Source organism: Nocardia aegles (assembly GCF_052545135.1).
Genome location: NZ_JBQWRI010000007.1, coordinates 123,544 through 143,263, shown reverse-complemented (window position 1 = coordinate 143,263; position 19,720 = coordinate 123,544). Strand labels below are relative to the sequence as shown.

Here is a 19,720-nt window from a genome sequence, read left to right as displayed (position 1 = left end):
TGGCGGTGGCTTATATCACAGGCATAGCCTGGAGATATGAAAACCCCCACGTTCAGGCAGCGGGTCGCCTATGACCTGGGCCGCGAGCTCCCCGAGGAGCTGCACGAGTGGGTTGTCCACGACCTCGTGGGACACGGGGCCATGGAACGCTATCTCGTCCGTTTTCTCGGGCCGATCATCCCGTTCTTCGCCCTGGTGCTGCTGTTCCCCGGGCCGATGCCGCTGAAGATCGGCTTGATCGTGATGATGATCGTTCCGCTGGTCGTCTTCACGGTCGCGCTGAGCTACGTCTGGCGCCGCTTCCGCTTGGTCCAGCACGGCCTGGACGCCGAACTGGTAGACCACGGAAAGTGCACCGAACACGACCGCGACCTGTACGAGCTGCGCTACGGCCACAGATAACGCCGCCCGCCGAGGAGTAACGCGCGCCCGAAGCCACGCGCGAGGACGGCCGACGCCCACCGAGCGATTCCGGCCGACGCACACCTGCCGGCCATTTCCACCCATGCGGTGAGAAACCCCACAAACAAGCTCTCTAGCAAAACAAAACCGAGCATGCGCCATTCGCCGGCCCATGGGGCCGCGAACATCCAGCACCGCAGGCGCTGGAAAATAGACACCGTGACCGAATCACAGAGGGTAATCGCCACCGCCGACCTGGCCGACGAGATCGGCCCGCAGATCCGCAGCTGCGACACGCAGTTCATCCAGTTCGGCGGGCGGGCCGCATTCTCCGGACGCATCACCACGATCCACTGCTTCCAGGACAATCTGCTGGTCAAGCAGACGCTCGGCGAGCCGGGCGAGGGTAAGGTACTGGTGGTCGACGGCGGCGCGAGCGTGCACACGGCGCTGGTCGGCGACATCATCGCCGGTCGCGGTGTCGAGAACGGCTGGGCCGGGGTCATCGTCAACGGCGCCGTTCGCGACTCCGCCATCCTGCGCACCCTGGACATCGGCATCAAAGCGCTGGGCACCAACCCGCGCAAGAGCACGCAGACCGGCAGCGGCGAGCGCGACGTTCCGGTCGAGTTCGGCGGGGTCACCTTCGTCCCCGGCGACATGCTCTACAGCGATCACGACGGCATCGTGGTACGCGCCGAGGACTGATCCGGTACGGTGGCGAATCCCCAGGGATCAGGCGGACACAATCGCCTTGTGACCGGCGATAGCGACCACATCACCGATGTGCAGTTGCCGCCCGCGCCGCAGTTCCACCTCGTCGTTCACCCGCACCAATCCGGCGGCGATCACCGTCTTCGCCTCCGAACCCGAATCGATCAGGTTGGCCAGCTTCAGAAACTGGCCGAGCCGAATAACGTCGTCATCGATCGGTACTTCGACTGGTTCCGACATGAACTAGATACATACTCCCCCACCCGAACTCGCCGGAAACCGCCCCGCGAGCCCGGCGATCTCCGGGCAACCCCAACCGGATCGCGGCCCGTGCGGAAATCCGGCCGTATCGAACGCACCCGTCGAATTCTCGCGATTCGGCTGGTGTCCGGGTCCCGGTCGGCGCACAATCGAGAAAGTTGGTTTCCGGCTCTACCCGGTGGCGACCACGCCGCGATGAATGCCCTGGCCGCGCAAAGACCACACGAACACGCGCGCCGCAGGCTTGGCAAATCCGACACACTCACGTACACACTGGTTCCGTGACCTCCACGCAAGCCCAGCAACACCTCGACATCGGACCGCCCGCGGACAAGCCGACTCCGCCGGTTCCGCACCGGGGTCACGGACGCCTTTCGGAAGTGCCGCATATCGCGGGGCTGACGCTCGGTGTATTCGCGGTGGCGTGCTTCCTCTGGAGTCTTTCCCCCGCACTGCGTTTCCTGACCCAGGTGCCGCGTCGTTATATCGATGCCTATTACTTCGACGCGCCGGACACGAACCTCATGTGGGCGCTGGTGGTCGGGTTGACGGCCGGTGCGATCTCCAGCCGCAAACGGATCGCTTGGTGGTTGCTGATCGGCTATCTCGGGATCTACACGGTGGTCAACGGCGTCACCTTCGCCGACCACGGCAGTATTCACGCCCTCGTGGCGATGGTGGTGCACTTGGCCGTGATCGGCGTGCTGATCGCGGCATGGCCGGAGTTCTACACCAAAGTGCGCCGCGGCGCCGGGTGGAAGGCGCTCGGCGTGCTGATCGGTGGACTGACGATCGGCGCGCTGCTGGGCTGGGGGCTGGTGGAATTGTTCCCCGGCAGTCTTCCGCCGGGTGTGCAGCGGCCGGGGTGGGCGGTCTACCGCGTGACCGCGGCAGTGCTGGCGGACAACGAGCACTTCGACGGACACCCGCGACCGTTCGTCAACTTCCTGCTCGGCCTGTTCGGCGCGATCGCGCTGCTGGCCGCGGTGGTCATCCTGCTGCGCTCGCAGCGCGCGGCGAACGCGATGACCGGGACCGACGAGTCGGCGATCCGGGGACTGCTGGAGCGCTCGGACGTGGAGGATTCACTCGGCTACTTCGCCACCCGCCGGGACAAGGGGGTGGTGTTCGCGCCCAGCGGCAAGGCGGCGGTGACCTATCGGGTGGAACTGGGCGTCTCCCTGGCCAGCGGTGACCCGATCGGCGTCCGGGAGGCGTGGCCGCAAGCGATCGACGCCTGGCTGCGTCAAGCCGATCAATTCGGCTGGGCTCCGGCGGTGATGGGCGCGAGCGAACTCGGGGCGACGGCCTACCAGCGCGCGGGTCTGTCCGCGCTGCGCCTCGGCGACGAGGCGATCCTGGACACCAGGAATTTCTCGCTGGCGGGGCCGGAGATGAAGCCGGTGCGTCAGGCCTCGAACCGGCTGCGCAAGAACGGTGTCGTGGTCCGCATCCGCAGGCATCGCGATATCCCCGCCGAGGAGTTCTCCCGGATCATCGCCCGCGCCGATGCCTGGCGCGACACCGAGACCGAGCGCGGGTTCTCCATGGCGCTGGGCCGGCTAGGCGATGCGCTGGACGGCGACTGCTTGCTGGTCGAGGCCGTCAATCCACAGGACCGGGTGCTCGGCATGCTGTCGCTGGTGCCGTGGGGCCGCACCGGTGTCTCGCTGGAGCTGATGCGCCGCGATCCCGCGGGCCCCAACGGCGTGATGGAGCTGATGATCTCGCAGCTCGCACTGAACTCCGAGCTGTACGGCATCACCAAAGTGTCGCTGAACTTCGCGGTGTTCCGGTCGGTGTTCGCGGAGGGCGGCCGGATCGGGGCCGGGCCCGTGCTGCGCTTGTGGCGCGGCGTGCTGCTGTTCTTCTCCCGCTGGTGGCAGCTGGAGGCGCTGTATCGCTCGAATGTGAAGTACCAGCCGTACTGGGTGCCCCGGTTCTTCCTGTTCGAAGAGCGCAGGCAGCTGCTGCGGGTGGCGGTGGCCAGCGCGCTGGCGGAGGGCTTCCTGCCCCGGTTCGGTAAGGAGCCGGACACCGCGATCCACACCGGCGAGCATGTCGCGGTGCCCGCCATCGTGACGGGTCTGCACGCCGACGGCAGACCGCCCGAGATCCCCCAGCTCGAGGCTGCCGAACAGTTGCCGCGCAGGCCCGAACAGGTCCGCGTACGCATGGACAAGCTGATGCGCCTGGCCGATGCCGGCATCGATCCCTACCCGGTCGCCTACCCGCCGACGCATACCGTGGCCGACGCGCGGCGTTCCCCACGTGGCACCACGGTCCGGATCTGCGGCAGGCTGCTGCGCATCCGCGACTACGGCGGCGTGATCTTCGCCGTGGTCCGCGACTGGACCGACGACATCCAGCTGGTGATCGATCGCGACCGGGTCGGGGCGGAACGCAGCGCCGAGTTCGGCGAGTTCTTCGACCTCGGCGACCTGATCGAGGTGAGCGGTCAGATCGGCGCCAGCAGGCGCGGTGAGCTCTCGCTGCTCGCGGCGGACTGGCGGATGCTGGGCAAGTGCCTGCACCCGTTGCCGGACAAGTGGAAGGGCCTGGCCGACCCCGAGGCCAAGGTGCGGCACCGCTACGTCGACATGGCGATCAACACCGAGATCCGCGAGGTGCTGGCGAAGCGTAGCGCGGTGGTGCGCTCGCTGCGGGACTCGCTGAACTCCCTGGGTTATCTGGAAGTGGAGACGCCGATCCTGCAACAGGTGCACGGCGGCGCCAACGCCACGCCGTTCCTCACCCACATCAACGCCTACGACCTCGATCTGTACCTGCGGATCGCCCCCGAGCTGTATCTGAAGCGACTGTGCGTCGGCGGAATGGAGAAGGTGTTCGAGATCGGGCGCACCTTCCGCAACGAGGGCGTCGATTTCAGCCACAATCCCGAGTTCACGATTCTCGAGGCCTACGAGGCGCACAGCGACTACGAGCGCATGATGCGCACCTGCCGAAAGCTGATCCAGAATGCCGCGCTCGCGGCCAACGGCGCCATGGTGGCTCTGCGGCCGAACGGAGACGGCACCTTCGAAGAGGTGGACATCTCCGGCGACTGGCGGGTGCGGACGGTACATGGCGCGGTGTCGGAGGCGGTCGGCGCGGAGATCACCCCCGAGACCGACGTCGAGGAGTTGCGCACGCTGTGCGAAAAGGCCGAGGTGCCCTATCAGCACGGCTGGGACGCAGGTCAGGTGGTGCTGGAAATGTACGAGCACCTGGTCGAATGTCACACCGAGGAGCCAACTTTCTACATCGACTTCCCTACTTCGGTGTCCCCCTTGACCAGACAGCACCGGAGCATCCCCGGCGTGACCGAGCGCTGGGACCTGGTCGCCTGGGGCGTCGAACTCGGTACCGCCTACAGCGAACTCACCGATCCGGTGGAGCAGCGCCGCAGGCTTACCGAGCAGTCGCTGCTCGCGGCCAACGGCGATCCGGAGGCGATGGAACTCGACGAGGACTTCTTGCAGGCGCTCGAGCACGCCATGCCGCCGACCGGCGGGCTCGGCATGGGCGTGGACCGGGTCGTCATGCTGATCACCGGACGCAGCATTCGCGAGACGCTGCCGTTCCCCTTGGTGAAACCACGCTGAGGCGAACCTCCGTCCCAGAAGGACCTCATCGAACGAACCGAGCCGCTACCCTTGAAGATTCGGCCCCGGGAGGAGGCCGCGACACCAAGGGGTTCGAATATGTATCTTGACCTGCTGACGAACGCGAGTCTGCTGGACCATTCCGTGTGGGCCGGCCCCGACACGTGGAATTCCGCGCTGGAGCTGGCCGCCAAGAAGCGGAAAAGCAGCAGGGGCGGTGGTTTGATCATCGGCGCGCTCTGCTGCCTGCTGGTGGTCGCCCTGATCATCGGCGGCATCTACCTGTTGACGAAGCGCAGGAAGAACAACTGACGGCAGACTTCGACGGCCCGGCTCGCGCGCTACGAACCGGGCCGTTGCCGCGGGCCATCGTTGCTGTGGTCTGAAGCCGCTCGGATACCGACCGTCGCTAAAGCCGATCGATCCCGGTGAGATCGACGTCCATATCGAACGGCACGGTCAGCTTCAGGCGATCATGGTGAATTCCGGTAAGCGCGTATGTCTTCGTTGCCGGATCCAGTTCGTAGACGTAGACGACCGGGCGGCCGTCTACGTTCTCGACTCGCCAGAAATGCGCGATCCCCGCTCGGGCATACAGTTGCGGCTTACGCTCCCGATCCCGGGTCCGGGATTCCGCCGACACCACCTCGACTGCCAAGACGACGTCATCGGCGAGGTACGAGGTGAGTTCGGGACCGCCGTCACGGTCGGCGTGGATCACGACCAGGTCGGGTTCCGGGCGCTGGTCCCGCCCGAGCGTCACCGTCATTTCCCGCCGCGCCCGCAGGTGCGCAGGGGCGAAGTGACGAAGCGCGGAGTCGAGCAGCGTGATCAGCAATATGTGGAACTTCGCCCGCGGACTCACGAAGACGAGACTCCCGTCGATCAACTCGGTGTGCGGGGGAAGGTCTGGCAGGCGATCGAGATCCTCGGCGACGAACCCGCCCGGCGGCGGGCGCAGCCACCGCGGAAACGGCTCGACGGTCACGGTTCGAGTATGTCACCCCTGATGGGCCGGACGCAGGGTCGATGGGGCCGGATGGAGTGTGCCGGAGGTATCCGGCAGAGTGGGGTGGGTGCAGCTGATTCTCGTTCGCCACGCCCAGCCGGTCCGAATGCTGAGTTCGGATGGGCCCGCCGATCCGGAGTTGGCCCCGGTGGGGCTGGAGCAGGCCGAGCGGGTGCCCGCGGCGCTCGGCCAGCACCGGATCTCCCGGGTGCTGAGCAGTCCGCAGCGCCGGGCTCGGGAGACCGCGGCCCCGACCGCCGCGAAACTGGGGCTCGGCGTGGATGTCGTCGACGACCTCGCCGAATACGATCGCGATCTGCCCGCCTACATTCCCATCGAGGACGCCAAGATCGAATTCCGCGACGCCTATGACCGGATCAAGGCCGGGCATCTTCCGGTGCAGGTGGACGGTGCGGCGTTCCAGGCCAGGGTGCACGCCGCGGTCACCGATATCGTCGCGGCCACCGATCCGGCCGACACGGTCGCCGTCTTCGCGCACGGCGGTGTGATCAACGTGCTGCTGCAAGAGGTCCTCGGGCTGGAAAGGCCGCTGACCTTCCCCGTCGACTACTGCTCGATCACCCGAATTCTCTTCTCCCGCACGGGGCGCCGCACCGCCGCCACCATCAATGAGAACGGGCACGTCTGGGACCTGTTGCCCCGCAATATCGCCGCGAGCTGAGCACTCACAGCCGATTGCCAGTCCCATCGCACCGATGCCCCAGTGACGGAATCTGGAATAGGGCACGTGAGCCGCTCCGATCGGCGGCCCACGATCCGAAAGAAAGGATTCCCGTGTCGCTCTCCACAACCGCTACGCCACTGCGGCGTCTGGCCCGCGTGACCGTAGCCGCCGCGCTGATCGCCCTCCCACTGGGAGCTCTCGCGGCTACCGCGTCCGCCGAAACTCCGGCGGCTCCAGGAGTGGTGCAGGTGGTGGACGCGCCGCAGCAGGGCGCCGACATCAATGGCCACCGTCACTTCAAACATCACCACGGCGCGGGCCGTGGGCCGCAGGACGGTCCATGGCACAACGGGCCGCAGCATCACTTCCGGCATTTCCTGCCGCCGACCGGGTCGAGCTAGTCCCACGCCCAGATCGACAGGGCCCACGTCCGAGTTCTTCGGAGGTGGGCCCTGTGGTTTCGGTGCCTGCTCAGGCCATGCCGGCGATCCAGTTGTGCATCCAGGAGATGGCCGTCTGGCCGCCACCCACGGGGTAGCTGCCGTACAGGGTGTGCGCCTGCGACTTGTAGAAACGCTCCAGGTCCTTGACCCGCTGCTGGTTGGCCGAGTCGGTCAGTTGCTCCTGCAGGACCGGGACACCACCCGAATTCATCAGGTCGCCGAGGATGTTGCCCGCCTCGATCTGGTAGCGCCAGATGTTGGCCGGGTTCGCGTCCGAGGCCTGGGCGAGGAAACCGGCGAACCGCGTGACGAAGTCCTCGGTCGCGGTGGCGCAGTAGAGGTCGTCGAGCGCGCAGATGGTACGGGTGCGATCGCTGACCCACCCGAAGCCACCGACGCGGGGGCCACCGGCGCCCGCACCCGGTGCGGCCGGACCCACCTGGATATCGGTGGGCGAACGGCGCGGATCGGAGATCAGGCCGACACCGGCGACGCGGTCGGGCGGCACCACGCCGAGACCCGTACCGATCTCGGCGGCGAGATCACCGGCGGCGTCCGCGCCCTGGCTGTAGCCGACCAGCGCGATCTTGGTCGCGCCGCACTGCTGCGCCATGTTCGCGATCAGGCCGCGCGCGTTGTCGACCGCTTCCTTCTTGGAGTTGCCGTAAACCTCACCCTCCCAAGGGAAGGCGGTCGCGGCATAGGTCACGTAGTCGACCTGCGCGGAGGACGGTAGGCCACGGGTGACGCCGGACAGCATGCCGGGCTGCGGATTCTTTTCGTGCCCGGTCTCCCAGGTACCCGGGATCGCCACGACATACAGGCTCGGGCAGCCGGGGGCGGCGCTCGCCGATCCGCTACCGAAAACCAACCCGGACATCACGGTCGCGGACGCGCCCACCGCCGCGACGACCTTCTTCCACTGCATACCGCTCCAAACCTCGCCCTCGTCGAACTTCCCGCCGAGTTGCCGCGTCAATGCTGAACTGGCCGAATGTCGTTCCAGTGCACGCCGGGTGAACACAAGTCACCCGATCGGATGACGTGCACTCACAACGACATCTCAAGATCAGCAGCACGCCGGAGATCACAATAAGGCCACGCCCGCAGCATTGCCATTCGAACCCCGTAGTGTGTCCCGGATTTCCGTTGCCTGGGACGACTCGAAGCCGGAAAACCCAGGGACGGAATCGCCCTCGAACGCGAAAAGGCGCCTGTGGACGAGTTGTCCACAGGCGCCTTCGTTCCGCTCCGGTAAGAGAGGAGACCTAGCGCTGAGCCACCATGGTGGGGGTGATCGGCGCCGGGAGGGCGGTCTCGCCTTCCAGGTACCGGTCCACGCCGGCGGCCGCAGCGCGGCCTTCGGCGATGGCCCAGACGATCAGCGACTGGCCGCGACCCATATCACCCGCGACGAAGACACCGGGAATGTTGGTCGCCCAGTTCTTGTCGCGCTGCACATTGCCGCGCTGGTCGTAACCGACACCGAGATCGGTGAGCAGACCAGGCTTCTCGGGACCGACGAAGCCCATGGCCAGCAGCACCAGGTCGGCCTCGAGCGTGAAATCGGTGCCCTCGACCTTCTCGAACCGGCCGTTGACCATCTTGACCTCGTGCGCCTCCAGGCCGGTGACCTTGCCGTCCGCGCCGACGAAGCGCTCGGTGTTCACCGAGAACACCCGCTCGCCGCCCTCCTCGTGCGCCGAGGACACCCGATACATCAGCGGGTAGGTCGGCCACGGGGTGGACGCGGCCCGCTCCTCCGGCGGACGCGGCATGATCTCGAACTGGTGGATGCTGGCCGCGCCCTGCCGGTGCGACGTGCCCAGGCAGTCGGCGCCGGTGTCGCCGCCGCCGATGATGACGACCTTCTTGCCCTTCGCGTGGATGGGTGGCAGCCCCGCTTCATCGGTGACGTCGTCGCCCAGCTGCACGCGGTTGGCCCAGGGCAGGAACTCCATGGCCTGGTGGATGCCGTCCAGATCGCGGCCCGGGATCGGCAGGTCACGCGCCAGCGTGGCGCCACCGGCCAGCACGATCGCGTCGAACTGCTCGCGCAACTGCTCCGCGGTGATGTCGACGCCCACGTTCACCCCGGGTTTGAAGATGGTGCCCTCGGCCTCCATCTGCGCGAGACGGCGATCGATGAAGCGCTTCTCCATCTTGAATTCCGGGATGCCGTAGCGCAGCAGACCGCCGATGCGGTCGGCCCGCTCGAACACGGTCACGGTGTGCCCGGCGCGGGTCAGCTGCTGCGCCGCGGCCAGGCCGGCCGGGCCGGAACCGACGACGGCGACCTTCTTGCCGGTGAGGCGGGTCGGGTAGACCGGTGTCACCCAGCCCTCGTCGAAGGCGTTCTCGATGATCTCGACCTCGACCTGCTTGATCGTGACCGGGTCCTGGTTGATGCCCAGCACGCAGGACGCCTCACACGGCGCCGGGCACAACCGCCCGGTGAACTCCGGGAAGTTGTTGGTCGCGTGCAGGCGGTCGATGCCTTCCCGCCAGCGGTCCTTGTAGACCAGGTCGTTCCACTCGGGGATCAGGTTCCCCAGCGGGCAGCCGTTGTGGCAGAACGGGATACCGCAATCCATGCACCGGCTGGCCTGGGTCTGCAGGGTCTGGTGGGAGAAGTTCTCCTCGTAGACCTCTTTCCAGTCCATCAGGCGCAGCGGCACCGGGCGCCGCTTGGGCAGTTCGCGTGCGGTGTGCTTCAGAAAACCCTGGGGGTCAGCCACGAGCGGCCCCCGAATGGTCACAGCGCCTCGTCCACGTCATCTCTAGAACTCTCTCAGCCACGAGCGGCCTCCATAATCGCCTCGTCCACATCCTTGCCGCTCTTCTCAGCTTCGGAGATGGCGAGCAAAACTTTCTTGTATTCGCGCGGCATGAGCTTCACGAAGTGGTTCACCTGCTGCGACCAGTCGCTCAGAATCCGCTCGGCCACCGGGGAACCGGTCTGGTCGCGGTGCTGGGTGATGATGTCGTGCAGCCAGGTGAAGTCGTCACCGGCCAGCTGCTCGACGGCGTCGGCCTGCTCGGGGTTGAGCTTCGACGCGAAGGTGCCCTCCGGGTCGAAGACGAACGCCACGCCGCCGGACATACCGGCGCCGAAGTTGCGTCCGGTCTCGCCGAGGATGACCACCCGGCCGCCGGTCATGTACTCGCAGCCGTGGTCGCCGACGCCCTCGACCACCGCGGTGGCGCCGGAGTTGCGCACGGCGAACCGCTCGCCGACCACACCGCTGAGGAACACCTGACCGCTGGTGGCGCCGAACAGGATCACGTTGCCCGCGATGATGTTCTGCTCGGCGACGAACTCGCCGGGCGCGTTCAGCGACGGGCGTACCACCAGGCGGCCGCCGGAAAGACCCTTGCCGACATAGTCGTTCGCGTCACCGTGCACCCGCAGCGTGATGCCCGCGGGCACGAAGGCGCCGAAGCTGTTGCCCGCCGACCCGGTGAAGGTGATGTCGATGGTGTCGTCGGGCAGGCCCGCGCCGCCGTAGAGCTTGGTCACCTCGTGGCCGAGCATGGTGCCGACGGTGCGGTTCACGTTCGTGATCTTGGTCTCGATCTTCACCGCCTGACCTCGCTCCAGCGCGTCGCGGCTCTGCACGATCAGCTGCTGGTCCAGCGCCTTGTCCAGGCCGTGGTCCTGCGCCTTGGTGCAGCGGCGGTCCTGGTACATGAACGCCGTCTCGACGTCGTCCAGGATCGGCGAGAGGTCCAGCTTGCTGGCCTTCCAATGCTGCTTGGCGCGCGAGGTGTCGAGCAGATCGACCCGGCCGATGGCCTCGTCCAGCGAGCGGAAGCCCAACTGCGCCAGCAGCTCCCTGACCTCCTCGGCGATGAACAGGAAGAAGTTCTCGACGAATTCCGGCTTGCCGGTGAACCGCTCGCGCAGTACCGGGTTCTGCGTCGCGACGCCGACCGGGCAGGTGTCCAGATGGCACACGCGCATCATGATGCAGCCCGACACCACCAGCGGCGCGGTGGCGAAGCCGTATTCCTCGGCACCGAGCAGCGCGGCGATCATGACGTCGCGGCCGGTCTTCATCTGGCCGTCGACCTGCACGACGATCCGGTCGCGCAACCCGTTGAGCAGCAGCGTCTGCTGGGTCTCGGCCAGGCCGAGTTCCCAGGGGCCGCCCGCGTGCTTGAGCGAGGTCAGCGGCGAGGCGCCGGTGCCGCCGTCGTGGCCCGAGATCAGCACGACGTCGGCGTGCGCCTTGGAGACGCCCGCAGCGACGGTGCCGACACCCGGTTCCGCGACCAGCTTTACGTGGATGCGTGCCTGCGGGTTCGCGTTCTTCAGGTCGTGGATCAGCTGCGCCAGATCCTCGATCGAGTAGATGTCGTGGTGCGGCGGCGGCGAGATCAGGCCGACGCCCGGCGTCGAGTGCCGTACCTCGGCGACCCACGGGTACACCTTGTGCGCCGGAAGCTGACCGCCCTCACCGGGCTTCGCGCCCTGCGCCATCTTGATCTGGATGTCGGTGCAGTTGGTCAGGTAGTGCGCGGTTACGCCGAAGCGGCCGGAGGCCACCTGCTTGATCGCGCTGCGCCGCCAGTCGCCGTTCTCCTCCGGCTCGAAGCGCGCGGGCGACTCGCCGCCCTCACCGGAGTTCGACCGGCCGCCGAGCCGGTTCATCGCGATCGCGAGGGTCTCGTGCGCCTCGGCCGAGATGGAGCCGTAGCTCATCGCGCCGGTGGAGAATCGCTTCACGATCTCCGACGCCGGCTCGACCTCGTCGATCGAGATCGGGCTGCGCGCGTCCTGCTTGAACTTGAACAGGCCACGCAGCGCCGCCAGCCGCTCGGACTGATCGTCGACCAGCTTGGTGTACTCCTTGAAGATCGAGTACTGGCCGGACCGGGTGGCGTGCTGCAGCTTGAACACCGTGTCCGGGTTGAACAGGTGGTATTCGCCCTCGCGCCGCCACTGGTACTCACCGCCGACCTCGAGCTCGCGGTGCGCGCGCTCGTTGCGGTTCTCCAGGAACGCGATGCGGTGCCGCTGCGCGACGTCCTCGGCGATCTCGTCCAGGCCGATACCGTCCAGATGCGACCGCAGACCGGTGAAGTACTCGTCCACCAGGTCCTGCGACAGACCGATCACCTGGAAGAGCTGGGCGCCGTTGTAGGAGGCCAGCGTGGAGATGCCCATCTTGGACATCACCTTCAGCACACCCTTGCCCGCGGCCTTGTTGTAGTTCGCGACCGCCTTGCGGTAATCGGCGGCGAGGTCGCCGGTGCTGCCCGGCAACTGCAGCGCGCCGCGCTCGAGCATGTCCTCGATGGTCTCGAACGCCATGTAGGGGTTGATCGCGGCGGCGCCGAAGCCGACCAGGGTGGCCATATGGTGCACCTCGCGGGCGTCACCGGCCTCCAGGACGAGGCCGACCTTGGTGCGGGTGCGCTCGCGCACCAAGTGGTGATGCACCGACGAGGTCAGCAGCAGCGACGGGATCGGCGCCAGCTTCTCGTTGGACTCGCGGTCGGAGAGCACGATGATCCGCGCGCCGCCGTCGATGGCGGCCGACACCTGGGTGTTGATCGCTTCCAGCGCCTTGCGCAGGCCCTTTCCGCCCTTCTTCACCGGGTACAGGCCGCGCACTACCACCGAGCGCAGCTCGGGGTGCGATCCGTCGTCGTTGATGTGGACAAGCTTGGCCAGCTCGTCGTTGTCCAGGACCGGCTGCTCGAGCGCGATCATGTTGCAGGACTCCGGCCCGGGATGCAGCAGGTCGGCCTCCGGGCCGATGTTGCGCTTGAGGCTGGTGACCACCTCTTCCCGGATCGCGTCCAGCGGCGGGTTGGTGACCTGCGCGAACAGCTGGGAGAAGTAGTCGAACAGCAGGCGCGGGCGGGCCGAGAGCACCGCGATCGGGGTGTCGGTGCCCATCGAGCCGAGCGCTTCGCCGCCGGTCTTGGCCATCGGCGAGATCAGCAGGTTGAGTTCCTCGGTGGTGTATCCGAAGATCTGCTGACGGATCAGCACGCGGTCGTGCGACATGTGCACGTGCGGGCGGTCGGGCAGGTCGGCCAGGCGGGCGACGCCCGCGTCCAGCCACTCCTGGTACGGATGCTCGGCGGCCAGTCGAGACTTGACCTCTTCGTCGCCGACGATGCGGCCCTCGGCGGTGTCGACCAGGAACATGCGGCCCGGCTGCAGGCGCGCCTTCCTGACCACCTTGGACGGGTCGATGTCCAGCACACCGACCTCGGAGGCCATCACGACCAGGCCGTCGTCGGTCACCCAGATGCGGCTCGGCCGCAGGCCGTTGCGGTCGAGCACGGCGCCGACGACGGTGCCGTCGGTGAAGCACACCGACGCGGGGCCGTCCCACGGCTCCATCAGCATCGAGTGGTACTCGTAGAAGGCCCGCCGCTGGGGGTCCATGGTCTCGTTGCGTTCCCAGGCCTCGGGAATCATCATCAGCACGGCGTGGGGGAGGCTGCGGCCGCCGAGGTGCAGCAGTTCCAGCACCTCGTCGAACCGGGCGGTGTCGCTCGCTCCCGGGGTACAGATGGGGAAGATCTTCTCCAGCCGGTTCTTGCCCGCCGAGTCGACGCCGAAGACGTCGCTGCGCAGCAGCGCCTCGCGAGCGCGCATCCAGTTCTCGTTGCCGGTGACGGTGTTGATCTCACCGTTGTGCGCCACCCGGCGGAACGGGTGCGCCAGCGGCCAGGACGGGAAGGTGTTGGTGGAGAACCGGGAGTGCACGATGCCCAGGGCGCTCTCCACCCGGGAGTCCTGCAGATCCAGGTAGAACGCGCGCAACTGCGGGGTGGTGAACATGCCCTTGTAGACGAAGGTCTGCCCCGACAGGCTCGGGAAGTAGACCGACTCACGGCCGACGGCACCCTCACCGGCTCCGGCCGACCCCAGCTCCCGCTCGACGCGCTTGCGCACCACGTAGGCGCGACGCTCCAGATCCATATCCGACAGCGGATCGGAGGCGTTCTTCGGCGATGCGATGAAGATCTGCCGGAAGCTCGGCATGGCGTCGCGCGCCAGCGCGCCGAGCGACGACTCGTCGATCGGCACCTCCCGCCAGCCGACGACCTCGAGGCCCTCTTCCTTGACGATCTTCTCCACGCCGTAGGCGGCGCGCGCGGCTTCGCGGCGGGCCTGCGGCAAGAAGGCGATACCGGTGGCGTAGGACCCCTCCGGCGGCAACTCGAAGTCCACGCTGGCGCGGAAGAAGCGGTCCGGGACCTGGATCAGGATGCCCGCACCGTCGCCGCTGTTGGGCTCGGCGCCCGCGGCGCCACGATGCTCCAGGTTCAACAGAGCCGTAATAGCCTTGTCGACGATGTCGCGGCTGCGGCGGCCGTGCATGTCGACGACGAACGCGACGCCGCAGGCGTCGTGCTCGTTCGCCGGGTCGTAGAGCCCGATGGGTCCAGGTGACCGGTGGCCAGGAAGTTGCGTCATGCCTCTGCCTTCAAGAAAGTCGGCCTTCGAAGAAAACGGCCTTCGTCGAACGCCTCCGTACAAGACTGCGCCCGTACGTTCCGAAGCCAGCCGCGCTGATGGTCTTCGGCGTGCAGTCAGGTCTGCAGTTTTTCCACCCGCTTCTGTGACGTAGTGGGTGCCCTTCGGTAACGAATCCCTAACAAGTTCCTTACCTCCGAGCGGGTGCTCGCCCGCTACGCTGAGCACCTGGCTAGGGCTGCCCGAGCGGGCGAGGTAGCCGAACGTTCTGTGTTCGGCGTAAGAGCAAACGATAAGTCAGGTCCAGGGCCCAACCAACTTAGGTTGTGCTAATAACCAGGTTTAGCTGGGCTTCTGCATCGGGTCCTCCACGTGTGCGCGTCGTCCAGTGTAAAGCAGCGAGCGCCATGCGATCGATCCCCATGACACCCGGTGCCAGCTGGGAAAACCACGCGCGACACCGACCCGACGCCTTCCTCACAAGGCCGGGAAACCGCCCTCACCTGCGTCGAACTGGGTTTCCCCGATCGGGCGCCCGGCAAACCAAGGTCGGCGGCTAACTCCGCGTTCGAGCGGCTGAGAGATTTCCGACAGCTGCGTAACAAGCCATGAATACGATCCGACCGTCCGGACTCTTTTGCCCACTGTGGAGTTCAGCACACATCGAGCAAATATCAGAAAGTGGTGTTGGACACATTTTCCGCCGGAGGTCGTATGACGGGCGCCTGCGCGGCCTACACCGGGCAGAGCGACACGGTGGCCCGCACCAGCGCCGCCCGGTGCAGGGCGTCGGCGCCGTCGGTGACGAACACGCCGAAGACGCTGCGCGCCAAATGTTCCGCGCAGTCCGGCGCGGTCAGCTCGGACCGGTGCTGGACGAGTTGATCGAGGATCTCGACGTTCACCCGGTCGATGACTTCGCCGCGGCCACCGCGTCGGCGGTGTCCAAACGCTCCACCACCAGGGCGACCAGCCGGTCCAGCGATCGGTCGGCCGGAGCGGCGCCCGCGCTGACCGGCCACATCAGCAGCGCCGCCGCCAGCAGCGTCAACCCGACTCCGCGCACGTCGTGACCTCCCGCAATCGCCGCCCCGATCCGAATCAATGCGTCAGCGTAGGCGAACGGACTGGTCGCGCCCCGCGCTGTACCGACCGATCTGTGAGCCTGGACACATCCGGCCGTCCCGGTCGCTGCGAACCATGCGGGCCTGTCACGCTGTCACAACGAATCCGTGACAGTTTCGTCGCGCCCGTGAAAGCGCGTGGGACGTAGAGGATGTGCATTCCGATGACCGTCACCGGCTTGTTCACCTGGCTCGGCGGCGGCCGGACCAGCGCCATCACCGATCGCCACGAGCGCGGCGGATACGCCGTCACCGGCGCTGTGGTGGGGTTGATCGCCACGATCTCCGGTGTGGTCGCCGCCCTGGCCGCGGCGACCGTGTGGCCGTGGTGGGCCGCGCTGGTCTCGGGCATCGTCGTCGCCGCGCTGACCGGCGCGCTCGCCCGGGCGCTGGCCACGGCGCGGCCGAGTGGAGGGCCGGATCGGCTGGGGCTGATCGCGCGCATCGCGGTCGCGGTGGCGGCCGGTGGATTGCTGGCGGAAGCGGCCGCGATCGTGCTGTTCAGCGGCTCCGTCGACCGGGTGCTGGAACAGAACGCGCAACGCTCGCTGGATTCAGCGCCGCGGGTGGTCGCGGCGCAGGCGGAACTGGACCGGGCGAAAGCCGACCGAGTCGCACTCGAACAGGCGATCGCGTCGGCCCAGAACGATATCGACCACGCCCTGGTGGTCGCGCGCTGCGAAGTCAACCCGACTGCCGAGTGCCCACAGACCAGGATCACCGGCGTGCCGGGCCGCGGGCCGGAGGCGCGGACGGCCGACGCCATGCTCGACGACGCTCGCAAGCGGCTCGCCACCGTGCAGGGCCGGGTGGACGCGGCGGACCGCCGGATCGACACCGACCAGGACGCCCTGTCGGCCGCGCGGACCGCCGCCTTTGACGACGCCGACCGCGGGCTCGGCGCGCGCTGGCAGGCGATGAACGACTACACCCTGCGCGACGCGCTGCCGCTGCGCGTTCTCACCATCGTGACGTTCGTCGGGCTCGCCCTGCTGCCGCCGGCGCTGCGCTGGTGGCGTGGCGAGACCTCGTTCGACCGGCACAACGCGGCGCGCACTGTGCACGACCGCGCCGAGCGGGAAGCCGACGCGGCGATCGCGGTCAAGCAGGCCGAGGTGCGCGCAGCGGCCGAGACCCTGCGCGCCGAGCAGCAGCTCACGGCCGCCCGCCTCGCCGTCGAGGCGGACACGGCCATCGACCGGGAGCGCCAGCGCACTCGCATCATCGCGGCCATCGGCGGCATCGAGATCGGCATCACCGAGCCGCCGCGACGTGCCGAACTTCCCGCCGGCGCGGCGGACGACCGAAAGGACAGCGCCATGCCCGACGACGCGACGCCGAACCTACCCGCTCCAGGTGTGCACCCGCGTGTGCCCGCCGTCGCGTCCGCACCGAGCGGCGGTCTCGAGCTGCCGCTGATCGGCACGGTCCCGTTCACCGACACCGCGGCGCGTTTCATCCGGCCGCTGGTTCCGTCGTTCGTCGCCGACGCGATCGATACGGCGACGCATCCGTTGCGTACGGCGCGGCAGGCGTTCGAGGAGGTCGAGGAGATCACCTTCACGCTGCGGCGCACCCGCAAGGTGACCGTCGACGGCCGGTCCTCGCAGGCCATGGGCTACCAGGCGGAACACGGGGCGCCGGAGATCGCGCACGCCCAGCACATCGCTTCCACCGTCGTGGACGCCGGCTACTCCGCGCCGCACACCTCCTCGCTTCCGCCTACCGGCGCCGCGGGCTACGGCCTGCCCACCGGCGCCCGCCGTGACGAACTGCCGGGCCACCACCGCCCCGCACTCCCCGGGCCCGGCCGCCGCGAACTGCCGCCGGGCCGCTGATCGCCGCAGGCAGTCCGGCCACATCAGCTATCGGCGTGGTCGACCGTCGCCTCGGACAGCGCCTTCGCGGGCGAACCCCTCATGCGCACGGCGCGACCGGAACGCCACCACCGCGGCGACCACCAGGATCGACGTGGTGGCGACGGCCGCGACATGAATGCCGAGACGAAGGCCTCGGCAGGTGGTGGACCGCCTACCGCGGCGCTGACGGTTAGACTCGGCGCGTGCTGCCAGCCGCCGAATCGGCCGGCGCCGTCGGGGCGGGAACAGATCCGGTACCGGGGTCTCCTGGAACGACGGTGCCGATCCGACCGCTGAGTTTTCGTGAACTGCTCGATGTGCCGTTCGCGCTGATCCAGGCGAACATCCGCGCCCTCGCCGGGTTGAGCGCGATGGGCTTGCTACTCGCCGAAGCCGTGGTCGTCGCGGTGACCGGCAGCGTCTCCGAGTCCACCGATGGCTCCGACTCCGGTACCGCCTGGGCGGCGATCCTGTCCACCGCGGCCTGCGCGTGGATGCTGCGGTTCGTACTCCGCGGCACGACCGTGGCCCTGGGCCTCGCGACTGTCGGCGGCGCGCCGATCGACCGCCGGACCGCGCTGCGCCGCTTCGGTGGGACGCTCGGCCCGCTGCTGGTGTTCCAGCTGCTGTTCACCCTGGTGGGCGTGGGCGTGCTCGCGGTGGGCGGCCTGCTGATCGTGACGCTGCCGCTAGCGGCGATCTGGCTGGGCCGGCTGCGCGCCCGCCGCTGGGTCGCGGTTGCGGTGCTGTTCGTCGAACGCACTTCGCACCGCGACGGCGTCGCGCGCGCGAAATTGCTCGCCGAGGGCGCGGAGTGGCCGACCACCGGGCTCTGGATCGTCCAGCGAGTCCTGTTCACGCTGCTGGCGGTCCCGCTGCTGGCCATTCCGCTGTTCGTCTCGGACTTCTCCGGCACCCACCGGTGGCCGGTGCTCGTCCTGACCACGTCGGCGGTCCTGCTGCTGACGGCATTCGGCGAAGTGGTCGAGGCTTCGTCGCGGGTGGTGTGCTACGTCGATCGCCGCTGCCGTAGAGAGGGATTGGACATTCGCATTCCCCGGCGGGAGGCGCGATGAGCGATCCCTTCCCGCCCGGGCCGCGGCCGGCGGAGGTCACACTGACCAAAGGTCCCCACGCCACGAACGACTCGGCGCCCGGCACACCGCGGCTCGGCGCCGCTGCCGACCATCGCGCGGCCGCCGAATCGGCCGCGCGGCAGCGGGATTACGACCGTGCCCTGCGAGAACGTTTCCGCGCCGTGCTGCGCGGCCTGGAACAGCGCGGTGTACTGGAGGTCCGGCGGTCGCGCACCGCGCGCGAGACGGCCGACGATGTGACGACCGCGCTGCCGCTCGAGGTCGCCACCGAGATCCAGCCCGCGGCGCAGAGTTTCGACGAGGTGGTCTACGGCGGGCGTCGCGCCACCGAGGACGAATACCGCAGGCTGGAATACGCCGACCGATTCTCCGCGTCCGCACCCCCGCCCGCTCCGGAACCGGTGGAAATCGAGGCGGTCGAGCAGGCGCCGCGCACCAAGCGCACCCTGCCTCCGCTGCCGAACCTCCTGCGTAATCCCAAGTTCTGGGCGGCGCTCGCCGCAACCGCCGCATTGCTGCTGCTGATCTACGGCACCCTGCAATCCTGCGGTGCGCCGATCGCCCCTACCGCCCCGCCGCCGCAACCGCCGCCGGATCTGCCCGAGCTCCCGCCGCCGGACCGTCCCGGCTTCGGGGCGGGCGACGATCCGATCTGGGACCGGCTGCCCGCGCCGGTCTTCTACGGCGGCGTGCAGTTCCTGATCGCGGCCGCGCTGGTGGTGTGGTGGCGGGCCCGCAGACGGGGCGCTCTGGTACGTGAGCCCCGCCCCGTCGAAGTGGCCGCGAACGAACTGCTCGCCGGCCAGGCCGCGCTGTACCGTCGCTCGAAGGACCACGAGTACGTCGCCGGGAAGCTGCGGGCAGCCACCCTACGCCGCATCCGCACTCCCCTCGGCATCACGGCCGACACCCCGCCGGACCGGATCGCCGCCGTGATCGCCGCGCGCATCGGCGCCCACCCCGCCCAGATCGGCGCCGCCCTGTTCGGCCCGGTGCCCGATCCCGAGACCCTCCGGGTGGTCGCCGCTCAGCTCGACCGGATCGAATCGGAGGTCGGATGAGACGTCCCTGTTCAAT

16 protein-coding genes are annotated in these 19,720 nt (G+C 68.2%); 9 read left to right on the top strand and 7 right to left on the bottom strand.

Translation table 11 applies throughout. The annotated features are described in order from the left end of the window. Window positions 1-36 precede the first annotated feature (36 nt). Both ACT89H_RS20225 and rraA read left to right on the top strand, forming a co-directional pair. Window positions 37-402 (top strand): DUF5313 family protein, encoded by a 366-nt coding sequence (locus tag ACT89H_RS20225; protein ID WP_445110181.1) that lies wholly within the window; start codon window positions 37-39, stop codon window positions 400-402. A 219-nt stretch (window positions 403-621) separates the two neighbouring features. Next, window positions 622-1,110 carry a ribonuclease E activity regulator RraA gene (gene rraA, locus ACT89H_RS20220; protein ID WP_445110180.1) on the top strand — a complete coding sequence of 163 codons (489 nt, stop codon included), beginning with the start codon at window positions 622-624 and terminating at the stop codon, window positions 1,108-1,110. Between the two features lie 27 nt (window positions 1,111-1,137). Here the strand turns inward: rraA and ACT89H_RS20215 are convergent, their stop codons facing one another. Next, the gene (locus tag ACT89H_RS20215) at window positions 1,138-1,356 is read right to left on the bottom strand and encodes an RNA-binding S4 domain-containing protein (RefSeq protein WP_445110179.1); all 219 of its coding nucleotides are present in this window, start codon (window positions 1,354-1,356) and stop codon (window positions 1,138-1,140) included. Window positions 1,357-1,658: 302 nt separating this feature from the next. Here ACT89H_RS20215 and lysX point away from each other — a divergent pair, with 302 nt between their 5' ends. After that, a complete protein-coding gene (gene lysX, locus ACT89H_RS20210) occupies window positions 1,659-4,982 on the top strand; it encodes a bifunctional lysylphosphatidylglycerol synthetase/lysine--tRNA ligase LysX (protein WP_445110178.1) in 3,324 nt (1,107 codons plus the stop codon). 99 nt (window positions 4,983-5,081) lie between these two features. After that, window positions 5,082-5,294 carry a hypothetical protein gene (locus ACT89H_RS20205; RefSeq protein ID WP_445110177.1) on the top strand — a complete coding sequence of 71 codons (213 nt, stop codon included), beginning with the start codon at window positions 5,082-5,084 and terminating at the stop codon, window positions 5,292-5,294. Between the two features lie 97 nt (window positions 5,295-5,391). Here the strand turns inward: ACT89H_RS20205 and ACT89H_RS20200 are convergent, their stop codons facing one another. Then, window positions 5,392-5,970 carry a Uma2 family endonuclease gene (locus ACT89H_RS20200; protein ID WP_445110176.1) on the bottom strand — a complete coding sequence of 193 codons (579 nt, stop codon included), beginning with the start codon at window positions 5,968-5,970 and terminating at the stop codon, window positions 5,392-5,394. 88 nt (window positions 5,971-6,058) lie between these two features. Here ACT89H_RS20200 and ACT89H_RS20195 point away from each other — a divergent pair, with 88 nt between their 5' ends. Next, window positions 6,059-6,673, top strand: a complete 615-nt coding sequence (locus ACT89H_RS20195; RefSeq protein ID WP_445110175.1) for a histidine phosphatase family protein — start codon at window positions 6,059-6,061, stop codon at window positions 6,671-6,673. 113 nt (window positions 6,674-6,786) lie between these two features. Further along, window positions 6,787-7,077 (top strand): hypothetical protein, encoded by a 291-nt coding sequence (locus tag ACT89H_RS20190; protein ID WP_445110174.1) that lies wholly within the window; start codon window positions 6,787-6,789, stop codon window positions 7,075-7,077. 70 nt (window positions 7,078-7,147) lie between these two features. Here the strand turns inward: ACT89H_RS20190 and ACT89H_RS20185 are convergent, their stop codons facing one another. The 5 genes from ACT89H_RS20185 to ACT89H_RS20165 form a co-directional block, all read right to left on the bottom strand. Then, window positions 7,148-8,047, bottom strand: coding sequence for a cutinase family protein (locus tag ACT89H_RS20185; RefSeq protein WP_445110375.1), 900 nt, complete (start codon window positions 8,045-8,047; stop codon window positions 7,148-7,150). 340 nt (window positions 8,048-8,387) lie between these two features. Next, complete coding sequence (locus tag ACT89H_RS20180) at window positions 8,388-9,857, bottom strand: glutamate synthase subunit beta (RefSeq protein ID WP_445110173.1); 1,470 nt, start codon at window positions 9,855-9,857, stop codon at window positions 8,388-8,390. A 53-nt stretch (window positions 9,858-9,910) separates the two neighbouring features. Further along, the gene (gltB, locus tag ACT89H_RS20175) at window positions 9,911-14,563 is read right to left on the bottom strand and encodes a glutamate synthase large subunit (RefSeq protein ID WP_445110172.1); all 4,653 of its coding nucleotides are present in this window, start codon (window positions 14,561-14,563) and stop codon (window positions 9,911-9,913) included. Between the two features lie 734 nt (window positions 14,564-15,297). Next, on the bottom strand, window positions 15,298-15,468 hold the full coding sequence (locus ACT89H_RS20170) for a chorismate mutase family protein (RefSeq protein ID WP_445110171.1): 171 nt from the start codon (window positions 15,466-15,468) through the stop codon (window positions 15,298-15,300). Beyond that, window positions 15,465-15,668 carry a hypothetical protein gene (locus ACT89H_RS20165; RefSeq protein WP_445110170.1) on the bottom strand — a complete coding sequence of 68 codons (204 nt, stop codon included), beginning with the start codon at window positions 15,666-15,668 and terminating at the stop codon, window positions 15,465-15,467. Before ACT89H_RS20165 ends, ACT89H_RS20170 begins: the two co-directional genes overlap by 4 nt. A 183-nt stretch (window positions 15,669-15,851) precedes the next feature. Here ACT89H_RS20165 and ACT89H_RS20160 point away from each other — a divergent pair, with 183 nt between their 5' ends. From ACT89H_RS20160 to ACT89H_RS20150, 3 genes are all read left to right on the top strand, one after another. Then, window positions 15,852-17,525 (top strand): DUF4407 domain-containing protein, encoded by a 1,674-nt coding sequence (locus ACT89H_RS20160; protein ID WP_445110169.1) that lies wholly within the window; start codon window positions 15,852-15,854, stop codon window positions 17,523-17,525. Window positions 17,526-17,824: 299 nt separating this feature from the next. Next, a complete protein-coding gene (locus ACT89H_RS20155) occupies window positions 17,825-18,622 on the top strand; it encodes a hypothetical protein (RefSeq protein WP_445110168.1) in 798 nt (265 codons plus the stop codon). Next, on the top strand, window positions 18,619-19,704 hold the full coding sequence (locus ACT89H_RS20150) for a DUF4129 domain-containing protein (RefSeq protein ID WP_445110167.1): 1,086 nt from the start codon (window positions 18,619-18,621) through the stop codon (window positions 19,702-19,704). The genes ACT89H_RS20155 and ACT89H_RS20150 overlap by 4 nt, the downstream gene beginning before the upstream one ends. Window positions 19,705-19,720 lie beyond the last annotated feature (16 nt).